We start from the raw sequence: 11,617 nt of genomic DNA on the forward strand, positions 1-11,617 counted from the left end.
ACGGGTTTTGGTGCGCGGATCGTCCCCTCGAGCACACCCCCAGGGTCACTTCGTCGAAGCTTCCTGGTGGGCCAGGAGCTGGATGTACTCAGCAAAGTCGGAGTCCTCCCCGCTCAACAGGCCAGGGAGCGCATCGCGGAAGTCCTGGCGGCGACACCACTCGCGCATGTAGTCTTCCCAGGAATTCCAACGCCTCTGCTGCTCCGAAGTCATCCGGCTCTCGTAGACCAGCAGGTAGGCCCTCTCGAAGAGCGATACCAGGATGTCGAAGAGCACCAGCATCCGTTCGCGCTGTTCGGGGGTGAGGCCCTCGGTGCGCTGGGTGGAGCGCAGCTTGAGGTCGGGGTTCTCGAGCACCAGCTTGAGGAAGTCGGTGTAGGAGTCGGACAGGAGCTGATAGGTCTCTTGCTCCTCGTTGTCCCGTTCCTTGCGCTGCTCGTGAAAGAACAGATAAATCGCGAAAGGAAGCCCGATCACGGTGACAACATAGCTGAGCAATTCCCAGGTCTCAAGGCTCATCCCTCATAGCATAGGGCCACCGGCCTCCCGAGGGTCTTAGGGCAAGCAACCAGCGCTTAGAGGCCCGGACAAAAACCCCTACTGCGGGGTGGCTCTTTCGAGCCTCTCCAAGACCCGTTCTTTGCCCAGCAGGGTCAGGAGGTCGAAGATGCCAGGGGTCTCGAGGCTCCCGGTCAGGGCGGCCCGCAGGGGCTGCATTACGGCTGCGGTTTTGAGGCCCCTGGCTTCGGCAAAGGCTTTGAGCAGGGGTTCGGTGGCGTCTTGCAGCATATCGGGCAGCCGGGCCAGTTGTTCGCGCAGCTCGGGGAAGAACCCGGCCCCCTCGCGGAGCTTGGCCCGGGCATTTTCCTGCATGGGGTACTCGTCGGAGAAGAAGTAGCGGGATCTGTCTACGAACTCCTGCAAGGTCTCGAAGCGGGCCCGCATGGCCTCGATCACCTGCTGCAAATAGCGGTCGGAGGGAGCAGAAAGCCCGGCCCGCTCCAGAAATGGCCTGGCCCGCTCGGCCAGCTCGGCCACGCTCAACACCTCGCGGATGTACTTGCCGTTCATCCATTTGAGCTTGTTCAGATCGAAGACTGGGCCGCCCAGGCTGATGCGCTCGAGGCTAAAGTGTTCGATCATATCCTGCACACTGAAGATTTCCCGTCCATCGGGCATGCTCCAGGCCATGGTGCCCAGGTAGTTGAGCAGGGCTTCGGGCAGGAAGCCCTGGGCCCGGTAGCTGTCCACACTGGTATCCATCTTGCGCTTGCTGAGCTTGGACTTGTCGGGGTTGCGCAGCAGGGGGGTGTGGCACCAGACCGGCTCGTCCCAGCCGAACGCCCGCAGGATCAGGATGTGGAAGGGGGTGCTGGTGATCCATTCTTCGGCCCGGATCACGTGGCTAACCCCCATCAGATGGTCGTCCACCATCGCGGCCAGGTGGTAGGTGGGGTAGCCATCGGCCTTGAGAATCACCTTGTCGTCCAGCGCGGCATTTTCAAACTCAATCGGGCCGCGCAGCAGGTCGTGAACGATGGTTTTGCCTCCCTGGGGAACCTTGAGCCGTACCACATGGGGTTCACCAGACGCAGCCCGTCGCTCCGACTCCGCTACGGGATAGTCGCGGTAACGCCGGTTGTAGCCCTGCTCTTTGTGTCCGGCTTTTTGGGCGGCTTCGCGGACGGCGGCGAGTTCTTCTGCGGTGTCGAACGCCCGGTAAGCCGCGCCGCTTTCCAGAAGCATCTGCACATGCTGCTGGTAGATGGGCAGGCGTTGCGACTGCACGTAGGGGCCGCCTGGGCCGCCCTTGGTGGGCGACTCGTCGGGGGAAAGCCCAATCCACTCGAGCATCTCTAAAATTCGCCGCTCGGAGGTGGGGTTGTAGCGGGAGCGGTCGGTATCCTCGAGGCGCACGATGAACTTCCCCCCCTGCTGTTTGGCAAAAACATAATTGAAGAGGGCCTGATAGGCCGTACCCACATGGGGGTCGCCGGTAGGACTGGGGGCAATGCGGGTTACAACCATAACCGATAGCTTAAGGCCGAAGGCTCAAAGCTGAAAGCCTCGAAGTCTGGCCACTTTGGGTTATACCTCTCACAGCCGACTTAGTGGGGAATGATACCCTGAAGAACACATGGAAGCGGCATTGCAACAGAGTCCTGGCCTGACCTCTAGCCCTACCACCCGCCTTGAGGCCGCTGGGCTGGCCAAGCGCTATGGGCGGCGGGAGGTAGTGCGGGGGGTGAACCTCGAGCTTGCCCGCGGCGAGATTGTGGCCCTATTCGGCCCCAACGGGGCTGGCAAGACCACCACCTTTTACATGCTGGTGGGCTTTATCGAACCCAACGCCGGGCGCATCCGCCTGGGCGGGCAGGACGTAACCCGGCTGCCCATGTACAGGCGAGCCCGGCAGGGTCTGGGCTACCTGCCCCAGGAACCCTCGGCCTTCCGCCGCATGACCGCGCAGGAAAACCTGCTGGCGGTGCTGGAGTTTCAGCCCCTCCCCAGAACCGAACGGGCCAGACGGGCGGCGGAGTTGCTCGAGGAGCTGGGCATCGCCCACCTGCGCGACAAGTACGCCTACACCCTTTCGGGCGGTGAGCGGCGGCGGCTGGAAATCGCCCGCGCGCTTTGCACCAACCCCGACTTCATCCTGCTGGACGAGCCCTTCACCGGCGTAGACCCCAAAAACGTCCACGACATCCAGAAGCTCATCTCCGAGCTGCGCGCGCGGCGCGGGGTGGGTATCTTCATCACCGACCACTCGGTGCGCGAAACGCTGGCGATTGCCGACCGAATTTACCTGATGTACGACGGCCAGGTGGCCTTTCAGGGCTCGCCGGAGGAATTCGCCCGCGATTCGGGGGTGCGTATGCACTACCTGGGCGATGAGTATGAGTTGTGAACGGCTGCAGGTTGCAGGGCTCGTGCTACGGGTCAATAGGAGACTTGAGACTTCAGTATGACATTCTGGGCCATCCTCATCCTTCTGGTGCTCGTTGCGGGCCTGGTGGCCTATGTGGGCGACCTGGTAGCCAAGCGGGTGGGGAAGCGCCACTGGCGCTTTTTGGGCCTGCGCCCCAGGGCCACCGCCACCCTGGTAGCGATTGGAACGGGGGCACTGATTGCCCTGGGAGCCTTTGGAACCTTCTTCCTGGTGGTGCGGGATGCCCGCGAGACCATTTTGCAGGCCGAAGCAGTGCGCCAGGAGCGCGACCGATTGCGCACCGAGGTGGAGCGGTTGGAAAACCGGGCCGCCATCACCTTTGTCCAGAACGAGCAGCTCAAAACCGAGCGCGATGAGTTCGAGAAAAACAACACCCTGCTGGCCCGGCAGCTCGAACAGTATGTCGGCCTCCAGCGACAGACCCGTCAGGATCTCGAGGACGCCCTGGTCGAGCGGGAGAAACTAAGCCAGGAAGTGGAGAAGCTTCGGACTGCCAGCGCTTCCCAGCGGGAGGCTTTAGAACAGCTCAGACAGGTTCGCCTGAGCCTGTTGCAAGAAAAAGAAAAGCTGCAAAAAGAAAAAGATCAACTGCTGGCTGGGCGCAGTGAACTGTCGGCCCAGGCCAGCAAAGCCGAGCAGCAACTGCGGCAGGTTGAAGCTGCCAGCCGCAATGCCCAGGCCCGGCTCAATAGCCTCCAGGCCCGCACCCGCGAGTTAGAGGGTCAACTGCGCCGGCTCGAGGGCGATGTGGCCGTGCTGGGAGGAGGCGGGCAAACCCCGGCTCCCCCAAGCGAGAATGCCAGTCGCATCCTCGAGAACTTCCAGCGCGAAAACAGCGAGTTGCGCAAAAAGCTGCTGGAAGCCCAGCGGGAATTGCAGCAATTGCGTGAACGCAACCGGCTGATTGCCGCCAGCCTGGATAAAAGCCTGCACATGAACCTGCTGGCCGAAGAACGGGTGATGCCCGGCAACGAACAGGTAGCCCTGGGCGAGGTCACCCGCCGGGCCGACAACCGGGTTCGTCTGATTGGTCTGCGCGTCATGGAAGTGGTGGAACAACCCAGTCTGAATAACCTCAAGCCAGGGTTGTTTCTTGCGCGCATACAGAACATCAGTTCCGAGGGGCGGGTTCGAGTCGCTATCGAGTACCGTGCCCGCGAACAAGCCTTTGTCGAAGGAGAGGTGCTGGCCTCCACCACCCTGGTGCTCCCGGCCAGCATGAGCGAGTTGCGGCGCAAGTTTAACACCCTTGGCCAGGTAGCCGAAAACCGGCTCACGGTAGCGGGCTGGATTCCCGAAAAGCTGGCCCAGGGAGGGATTGCCCTCGAGGAGTTCGTGAGCCTGGCCTCCCAGCTCTCCGGCAAACGCGGCGGAGCCCGGGTGGCGGTGGTGGCGCTGGGCAACCTCTACCCTACTGAGCCACCCCGACTGGGGCTGAAGCTGCTGCCCTAGGGCGGTTGCCGTCCGTATCTCCAGGTGGAATTTGCGATACGTACAGAGGCCGATCAGCACGCATCTCGCAAATGAGCTGTAACCAAATTACTTTTGTGGGTGCACCTGGAGCTGGTTTTCAGCAAGAATGAGGTCGCTCCCTGAGCCAGGATGCGGTGCAAGTGAGCGGACTGCCCTTGCCAAGCTGGTACTGCCCCATCGGTGCGGTAATCCATTCATATTCGGGTGCCCGGAGCCGTCGAAATCTTCTGGTATTGGCTTTACAGGCCACTTATTGACAGGCCTTTATGATATGGTAGCATTACTTTGCAAATATCCCGTGGGGGTATTTGCAGGAGATTAAAATGTTGAAGAAAATAGCGATCAGTACAGTCTTTTCCTTGGCCGCCCTGCTGGGCGTTGCGTTTGCTCAGGCTGCACCGGCTCCGATGCAACCCCTGCTGGTGACAGAAGTAAATAAGCCCTTTGCAACGGTGATAGAGAGTTTCAGAACTGAGGTGCGAGCTGCGGGCTGGAGCATCCTAAATACTACCAATATGGCGGGGGTATTGGCGGAAAGAGGTTTTACGGTCCGCCCGGTTCTGATCTTCGACCTGTGCAGCGGCAGGTATGCGGCGCAAATCCTGGGCAGAGACGATTTCCGTTTCATCTCCGCCTTCATGCCCTGTCGGGTCAGTATCTACCAGACCAGCGACGGAAAGACCTTCATCTCGCGCATGAACGCCAGGGCCTTTGCCCCCATGATGCCCCGGGAGCTAGCCGAAGTACTGGTTCAGTCCTCCAACGAGATCGAGGCCGTTATTGCCAGGGTAGTCCGCTAGTCCATGCTCGAGACCTCCCCGCCGCACTGGCGGGGGGTTTTTTATAGGCCCGGCAGCACCAGGTTGAGATAAAACCTGGGCCCAGGCTCCCCGATGCCCTGAGCACCCCCCAGCGCGACGCTCGAGCCAGGCGCCAGGTAAAACAGCGTCAACCCCAGCCGTAGCTCGGCCCCCAGCGAAAAGCGTATCTGGTTCAAGTCCAGCCGTGAACCCGCCACTCCAGCGTCCGTAAAAACCGACAGGCTCAGGTCGTCGAAAAATAGCGGCCAGTTGCCCAGTCCGCGCTCGATGCTCCAGGGCGGCAGGCGGTACTCCAGCGACCCCACCAGGGCCTGCGACCCCCACAGTTGGCCCGGCCCATAACCCCGCACCGCCAGTACCGGCATGCTGCCGACCACCAGCGGAATCGAGCCCAGGTCGAAGGCGTCGAAAGCCAGCGGCGAGGTGGTAAAACCACCCCCTACCCGCAGCCCGATCCGGTGTGAAGCCTCCAGTGGCAGGCGGAACTGGAGCCCCAGTGCGCCCCGGACGCTGTAGCGCCAGTCCGGGCTGGCCCCGCGCACAAAGGCTGTAGCAGCCATGCTCAGGCTGCTGCGCGAGCGAAACAGGTCGCTCGAAGAGGTGCTTACCGAGTTGAGGCGAGCTGAAAATGCGTGCGTGACAGTGTTCTGGTTGGGATCCAGGGCGGGCTCCAGTACATCTGAGCGCAGGTACTGCAAACCCAGCCTGCCCTGCGGCGACCAGAACGATGCGCCAATGCCCTGGGCAGTGTCCCGGCCCGCTCCTGCCGCTTGCAGCACCACCGGAAAACCAAGGCCCGCGTACTGATAGGCCAGATCATAGAAGACCCCACGGAAGTTGCTATCAAACCCGGCCCCCACCGAGTAAGCGTGGATGCCAATAGGGTCGGAAGCCCCAAAGGAAACCCCCAAAATTGCATTCAAGCCAAAGCCATCCGTACTCACCCCCGCCAGCGGCAGCCAGAACAACGGGCGCAGGTAGCGCCAGGGGTCGTAACCCTGGCCTATAGCAACCTCGGCTGGTTTAAACTCGGGCAGGGGCTCGAGCTTCCGTTCCACCCGTTTCCAGCTACTGGGGTTGTAGGGGGTCTGGTAGAGGTTGTAGCCCGTCTCGTCGTAGCCGGTAAAGAGGATGTTTTGCCGGTTATACGAGATGGTAGGCCTATAGGCCCCGGTGAGCAGATTGGTCACCTGGAACACCGCGCCATCCTCGAGGCGATAGGCATACAGGTTGTAGACCCGACTGGGGTCGGAACTAAAAATCACGTAGCGCCCATCGGGGCTGAAGACCGGGTCGCTATCCACGTTTTTGTCCTGGGTCAGGGCGGTGAGGGCGCCAGTTTGCAGCACGTAGCGGTAGAGATCCTGAAAACCCCCGCGCCGGAGAAGCGACAATACGAGCGAATTAGCATCTGGCGCTACCGCAAAAGAGTGAATAATCCCGTCCTGGTTTGGAAAACTACGCAGAGGCTGGGTGCGCCCCAGCTCGATAAAATAGCGGGCCAGTTCGGTGGAGCCATCCGGTGTATTCCTGGCCATAAAGATGCTCTTGCCATCGGGCGCGTAGCGGGCGTAGTAGACCCGCTCGCCGTTGGTAAGCCGCTTCACACTGCCTTCCAACCGGTCGTACTGATAAAGGTCGCTGCCTGCGAAGTACGGGCTGGCGGCGCTGCTAGCGGTGAACAGCAAGAAGCGTCCGTCTGGCGACCACTGGGGATGCTGGGCCGGGCCGTTCAAAAGCTCCCGCTCCCGCTCATTGACGATGATGCGCAGACCACTGCGCAGCGGAGACGCATGAGAATACACAATTCCATTGGGTGAGTCTGTTGCACCCTCACTAAAAAACCCCAGGTTGCTGAGTCTGGTAACCGGTGTCAGGCCCTCGGCCCGAATGCGCGCAATCTCGTCCTGGAACTGGCTGGGTAGCCAGCGCACAAAGTCGGCGTAAATCTGGTCAAGCGAGACGCCGAAAGCTTGCAGAAAAGGCTCGTTGAAGTCTTTAGTAGCCAGCATTCCTGCATTGGCATCGGTGAAGCGCCGGTAGGCATCCTCGCCAAAACGCACTTCCAGATATTGCACCAGCCAGGCGCTGTAGTTGTAGACCAGAAACCCCAGGAAAGGCCAGCTGGATCGGCTGTACGCTTGGCGAATCTCATCGAGGGTGGGAAACTTGCCCGAAAGTACCATCTGCCGCAGCATCATGCGGGTGGTGGAGTCGTTCAGGCGCGACTCACCCAGCTTTTTGTGCTTGAAGTAGAGCACGGTGCCTTCTACCAGTGGAAAAGGCTTCACTGCATTCTGCGAGGGTAGTTGCCCGAAGATGCGGGTGCGATCCTTGAGAGGGCCGCGCACCTGCGTAAGATCGAACATGTGGGCGATTTCGTGGAAAATCACCGTCTCCCACCACGAGCCCAGCCGGGGATTGAAAAAATCCGAACTGCGAAACTGTCCAGTAAAAATTCCCACCACATTGTTGGTGGTATTGGCAAAACCATTGAGGGTATCGCCCACATCCGAGAGCACGATGCTAATACGCCCTGGCGGCTCCTCGAAGTCTGCTTTAAGCAGCCTGTAGGCGTTCTCGGCATGGATGGCGGCCTCGCTAGCCACGCGCTCGAGGCCCGCGTGATAGTGAATATCAAAGTGCTCGGTGCGCAGGGTAAACCACTGCCTGGTAGGGTCAAACTGGGCCAGTGCCTGCGTGCAAACCAGCAAAACCAACGCCAAGAACCGCAGCATGGCCCAGTATAGGCAACGCAGATGAAAGGCAGGGTAGTGGACTGTGCGGTGCCCCTTACCGAATCACTTGTGGAACCACTCGCACATCGCGGGTCTGACCGTCCCGCCATATCTTGAGGTTCACGGCTTCGCCTTGCCGTTTTGCAAGCAGCACGGCACGCAGGTCGTTGATGTTGTTAATGGGATTGCCATCGGCCTCGAGCAGGATGTCGCCATTGACCCCCAGCTCGATAACCTGTCCAGCGCGCGTCTGGATCTGCGCCGTGCGGGTAGCCGCACGCAGCCCCGCACGCTCAGCAGGCCCGCCCCGCTCCAGTTGCTGAATCATCAATCCGGTCTCCGGTAGTCGGTGCTGGCGGCGGATGGTTTCGGGGTACTGGTTCATGGAAAGCGGCGAGAGGGTCACTCCCAGGCGAGGGCGAGCCCGCACCAGCTCTTCGGCGGTAATATCACGTCCTGCCCTGAGGTCGCTCAGGTACTGCTTGGCTAAGTTGATCGGGATGGCAAAACCGATACCTGCCGACTGGGCCTGCCCACCAAACCCACCCGTGGTGCTGAAGATAAAGGTGTTGATCCCCACCACCTCGCCTCGAGAGTTGAGCAGGGGTCCACCGGAGTTGCCGGGATTGATAGCAGCATCGGTCTGGAGCACGGTGGGCACAAATGCCCCCAGTCCGGCTCCGCCGCCATCGAGGGGGTTGCGCCGAATGGCCGAAATAATGCCCTCGGTAACAGTAAACTCGAGCCCAAAAGGGTTACCCATCGCGATGGCCTTTTGCCCCACCCGCACCCGATCGGAGTCGGCCAGGCGCATGGGCTTGAGCTTCTCGCGCGGGGCCTGCACCCGGATCAGGGCTATGTCCAGTGGCTCGGCCCGGCCAATAACCCGGGCTGGGTAGCTTCGGGGGTCATTGTGGAAACGTACGGTAATCTGATCCGCTCCTTCGATCACGTGGTAGTTGGTCAGAATCAGGCCATCCTGATCGAGCACAAAGCCCGAACCTGAACCTTCTTGCGGCTGTGGTTGCAGAAACGGGCCGAAAAACCCCAAATCCCGGCCGGTTTGCGGTACGGTGCGCACAGCGACAAACACCACTCCCTCACCGGCGCGCTGCACGATGTCTATGGTGTTGCGCTCGTTCTCCAAAAGTGCCTGGGCCTGGCTGAAACCCTGGGCCTGGGCGGTCGTGGTTTGCAACGGGGTCTGGCTCTTGCTCAGGTTAAACCAGGCCACCCCACCTCCAAGGATCAAAACCAGCCCGAGGGCAACGCTTGCGGTTCTCATGGGCATCTCAAAAGCCTCCTACCTCCAGGGTAATAAACGACGGTGAAGACGGTGTGAAGCCAGATTATGAGATTATGAAAACACCACCGTCTTGTTGCCGTACACGATGATTCGGTCTTCCAGGTGCCACTGCACGGCACGCGCCAGCACATTGCGCTCCAGATCGCGCCCCAGGCGCACCAGCTCGGTCACGTCGTTGCGGTGGGAGACGCGGGCCACATCCTGTTCGATAATGGGCCCCTGGTCAAGCTCTTCGGTGACGTAGTGGGCGGTCGCGCCAATAATCTTCACCCCGTGGGTATGGGCCTGTTTGTAGGGGCTGGCCCCAGTAAAAGCAGGTAGAAACGAGTGGTGGATGTTGATGATTCTATGCGGATACTGGGCCACAAAACCTGCGGTCAGGATCTGCATATACCGGGCCAGGACTACCAGGTCGGAACCTTTGAGCAGCTCCAAAATTTGTGCTTCAGCCTCTTCCTTGCGCTCTTTCTCCACCGGCACATAGTGGTAGGGGGTGCCAAACCGCTCGACCTCGGACCGCAGATCCGGGTGGTTGGAGATCACCTTCGTGAGCTGGCAGGGCAGCTCGAGGTTGCTGTGACGCCACAGTAATTCGCGCAGAGCGTGGTCGTATTTGGAAACCAGAATGGCAACCTTTTTGAGTTCGGCGGCGTAGGCGATGCGCCAGTTCATCTCGAAGCGGGCCGCCACTTGCTCGGCAAAAGCCTTTTCCAGAATTTCCTGCGGCACATCCAGGTGGGGGGTCTGAAACTCCAGACGCATGAATAAAAGCCCCCCCTCGGGGTCGGTGGAGTGCTGATCCAGCGCAGTAATGTTGGCCCCATGGTTGAAGAGAAAATTCGAGACCGCCGCCACAATGCCAGGCCGGTCGGGGCAGGTAATCAGAAGCCGCGCAGTACTATCCGACTGCATATCTGCCACAGGCTAAGGGCTGGTGGCCCAAAGCTCAAGACGTGAGGGGGTCAGGAGACAGGGCTCAGGGGTTTTCGTGCTTCTGTTCGGAGTCTGGCAAGTCCCACCCCATTTGGGTAGCCGTCCCCTGCATTCCCGGAAATCTGGTAACAAAAAATGGGCATGTGGCAATGGCCCCAAGGCCAGCCGTTCGACAGCAACTCCCGTCGTTACAAGGTCGGAATCCGTGTTGGATTCGGCTACCGGAGCACGGCTGGGTATACTGCAAACCCGGCAGCAACACCCAGCGCCCGCTCTCGGTGGTTTGACGGTCTCTAACGCTGGGTGTCACAATCGCCCTATGAGAGCAGTATGGATGGAGTCCAGGGGTGAGGCCCAGGTCTTGCGCTACGGCGAAATTGCACCCCCGCAAGTGGAGGCCGGGCAGGTGCGGGTAGCAGTGAAGGCGGTAGCCCTCAACCACCTCGACGTCTGGGTGCGCAAGGGGGTGGCCAGCCCCCAGTTACCGCTGCCACACATCCTCGGCTGCGATATCGCCGGGGTGGTGGAAGCAGTAGGGGCGGGGGTACAAGGGTGCCGTCCGGGGGATGCGGTGGTGCTCAACCCTGGGGTCTCCTGTGGCCAGTGCGAGCGGTGCCTGAACGGTCAGGACAATCTCTGCCCCCAGTACCAGATCCTGGGGGAGCACCGCTGGGGGGGGTATGCCGAACTGGTAACGGTTCCCTCTGCCAACCTGCTGCCCAAACCCGCCAATGTGGGCTGGGCCGAGGCCGCCTCGCTGCCGCTCACGTTCTTAACCGCCTGGCAGATGGTCGTAGACAAGCTTCAGGTCAGGCCCGGCGAGGATGTGCTGGTTATGGCCGCAGGATCGGGGGTTTCGGTAGCGGCCATTCAGATTGCCAAGCAGTATGGGGCACGGGTGATTGCGACTGCCAGCAGCGACGAGAAACTGGCAAAGGCCAGAGCCCTGGGTGCGGACGAGACGGTCAACTACACCCGCCAGGACTGGTTTAAGGAAGTGCGTATGCTCACCGGCGGCAAGGGAGCCGATGCGGTAGTGGATCACACCGGAGCACAGTACTGGGAAGGAGTGATCAAGGCCACGGCCTGGGGCGGGCGCATCAGCCTGGTGGGAGCCTCCTCGGGTTACGAGGCAACCACCCCACTCTCACACATCTTCTACCGCCAGCTTTCTATTTTTGGTTCCACCATGGCCTCCAAAAGCCGCCTCTTCCCCATTCTGAAATGGGTGAGCCAGGGAAAGCTCGAGCCCATCGTCGGAGCAACTTTACCCCTGGTACAGGCTGCCGAGGGACACCGGCTGCTGGAAGAGCGCCGGGTGTTTGGCAAGGTGGTTCTGGAGGTCTAATACCGGATTCAAAAAGATCATCCTCCAACCCGGAGACCCGGAGGCGAT

Annotated in this window: 9 protein-coding genes; 4 read left to right on the forward strand and 5 right to left on the reverse strand. The window is 60.8% G+C overall.

Annotation, left to right across the window (positions count from 1 at the left end; translation table 11 throughout):
- Positions 1–45: 45 nt before the first annotated feature.
- Positions 46–519 (reverse strand): hypothetical protein, encoded by a 474-nt coding sequence (locus Q0288_RS02115; RefSeq protein ID WP_299426464.1) that lies wholly within the window; start codon positions 517–519, stop codon positions 46–48.
- 78 nt (positions 520–597) lie between these two features.
- On the reverse strand, positions 598–2,028 hold the full coding sequence (gltX, locus tag Q0288_RS02120) for a glutamate--tRNA ligase (protein WP_299426467.1): 1,431 nt from the start codon (positions 2,026–2,028) through the stop codon (positions 598–600).
- A gap of 109 nt (positions 2,029–2,137) precedes the next feature.
- On the opposite strand from gltX, the gene lptB reads away from it, so the two are divergent.
- The 3 genes from lptB to Q0288_RS02135 all read left to right on the forward strand — a co-directional run bounded on the left by lptB (position 2,138) and on the right by Q0288_RS02135 (position 5,223).
- On the forward strand, positions 2,138–2,908 hold the full coding sequence (gene lptB / locus Q0288_RS02125) for an LPS export ABC transporter ATP-binding protein (protein WP_299426470.1): 771 nt from the start codon (positions 2,138–2,140) through the stop codon (positions 2,906–2,908).
- 57 nt (positions 2,909–2,965) lie between these two features.
- Positions 2,966–4,402: a DUF3084 domain-containing protein gene (locus Q0288_RS02130; protein ID WP_299426473.1), complete on the forward strand. Its 1,437-nt coding sequence runs from the start codon at positions 2,966–2,968 to the stop codon at positions 4,400–4,402.
- Between the two features lie 536 nt (positions 4,403–4,938).
- Positions 4,939–5,223, forward strand: coding sequence for a DUF302 domain-containing protein (locus Q0288_RS02135; RefSeq protein WP_299426476.1), 285 nt, complete (start codon positions 4,939–4,941; stop codon positions 5,221–5,223).
- A gap of 41 nt (positions 5,224–5,264) precedes the next feature.
- On the opposite strand, the gene Q0288_RS02140 is transcribed toward Q0288_RS02135, so the two are convergent.
- The 3 genes from Q0288_RS02140 to purU form a co-directional block, all read right to left on the reverse strand.
- Entirely contained in the window at positions 5,265–7,982 is a 2,718-nt protein-coding gene (locus tag Q0288_RS02140) for a hypothetical protein (protein WP_299426479.1), read from the reverse strand.
- A 55-nt stretch (positions 7,983–8,037) separates the two neighbouring features.
- A complete protein-coding gene (locus tag Q0288_RS02145) occupies positions 8,038–9,273 on the reverse strand; it encodes a trypsin-like peptidase domain-containing protein (RefSeq protein WP_299426482.1) in 1,236 nt (411 codons plus the stop codon).
- A gap of 66 nt (positions 9,274–9,339) precedes the next feature.
- The gene (purU, locus tag Q0288_RS02150; RefSeq protein ID WP_299426485.1) at positions 9,340–10,200 is read right to left on the reverse strand and encodes a formyltetrahydrofolate deformylase; all 861 of its coding nucleotides are present in this window, start codon (positions 10,198–10,200) and stop codon (positions 9,340–9,342) included.
- A gap of 340 nt (positions 10,201–10,540) precedes the next feature.
- On the opposite strand from purU, the gene Q0288_RS02155 reads away from it, so the two are divergent.
- A complete protein-coding gene (locus Q0288_RS02155) occupies positions 10,541–11,569 on the forward strand; it encodes a zinc-binding dehydrogenase (protein WP_299426488.1) in 1,029 nt (342 codons plus the stop codon).
- Positions 11,570–11,617 lie beyond the last annotated feature (48 nt).

The organism is uncultured Meiothermus sp., from assembly GCF_937863175.1.
Classification (GTDB): Bacteria; Deinococcota; Deinococci; order Deinococcales; family Thermaceae; genus Meiothermus.

Bases quoted from the DNA above. Each gene is read 5' to 3' on its own strand.
- Q0288_RS02115 (WP_299426464.1), bottom strand. From the start codon at position 519: ATGAGCCTTGAGACCTGGGAATTGCTCAGCTATGTTGTCACCGTGATC.
- gltX (WP_299426467.1), bottom strand. From the start codon at position 2,028: ATGGTTGTAACCCGCATTGCCCCCAGTCCTACCGGCGACCCCCATGTG.
- lptB (WP_299426470.1), top strand. From the start codon at position 2,138: ATGGAAGCGGCATTGCAACAGAGTCCTGGCCTGACCTCTAGCCCTACC.
- Q0288_RS02130 (WP_299426473.1), top strand. From the start codon at position 2,966: ATGACATTCTGGGCCATCCTCATCCTTCTGGTGCTCGTTGCGGGCCTG.
- Q0288_RS02135 (WP_299426476.1), top strand. From the start codon at position 4,939: ATGGCGGGGGTATTGGCGGAAAGAGGTTTTACGGTCCGCCCGGTTCTG.
- Q0288_RS02140 (WP_299426479.1), bottom strand. From the start codon at position 7,982: ATGCTGCGGTTCTTGGCGTTGGTTTTGCTGGTTTGCACGCAGGCACTG.
- Q0288_RS02145 (WP_299426482.1), bottom strand. From the start codon at position 9,273: ATGCCCATGAGAACCGCAAGCGTTGCCCTCGGGCTGGTTTTGATCCTT.
- purU (WP_299426485.1), bottom strand. From the start codon at position 10,200: ATGCAGTCGGATAGTACTGCGCGGCTTCTGATTACCTGCCCCGACCGG.
- Q0288_RS02155 (WP_299426488.1), top strand. From the start codon at position 10,541: ATGAGAGCAGTATGGATGGAGTCCAGGGGTGAGGCCCAGGTCTTGCGC.